Consider the following 533-nt stretch of genomic DNA (forward strand, 5'->3'; position numbering starts at 1 on the left):
TTGGGCTGCACCGACGTTGCAGTGGTTGAAGTTCCAGATTCAATTCATGGTGGATCTTCATAACGCCGTATCGCTGCTTGAATTCCGCAAAGATCCGCAGAATCCGTTGTTTTAAGTCCTCATCTTCGGCCCGGCGTTTTGAAGGCTTTGGGGATCGATAACGATAATACTGAGCTCTGGAAACACCGAGGATTCGGCACATCTTAGTTACCTGGTGGTGATGGCTTTCTTGGTGAATGTAATCAAAAATATTGGTTACTTCTGCGCAAGGAAGCTCAGGGCTTTTTTTAGGATTTCGTTCTCCTCAGACAGGGAAGCCAGCCGCTTTTCCATCGCTTTAATTTCGTCTGGCGATTTACCGGATTGAGTTTTGGCTTGGCCCTGGATCCACTTATGAACGGTTGAATAGCCAATGCCATATTCTCTGGCCAGTTGGGCGGCTGATTCGCCTTGTTTATATAGGTTGATGATGTTTTGTTTGAATTCTTTGTCGTAACGAGTTGGCATGTAAAAATTCCTTCCTTTTGAGAGAC

General features: G+C 45.6%; 2 protein-coding genes. Both read right to left on the reverse strand.

Annotation, left to right across the window (positions count from 1 at the left end):
• A partial coding sequence (locus KGF65_RS17475) for an IS3 family transposase (RefSeq protein WP_232310846.1) occupies nucleotides 1–202 on the reverse strand: 202 nt, incomplete at its 3' end.
• A gap of 53 nt (nucleotides 203–255) precedes the next feature.
• On the reverse strand, nucleotides 256–533 hold a 278-nt coding region (locus tag KGF65_RS17220; protein ID WP_253956194.1), incomplete at its 5' end, for a transposase.

Origin of the sequence: Lactiplantibacillus sp. 30.2.29, from assembly GCF_018991255.1 — a bacterium.
GTDB lineage: Bacteria > Bacillota > Bacilli > Lactobacillales > Lactobacillaceae > Lactiplantibacillus > Lactiplantibacillus pentosus.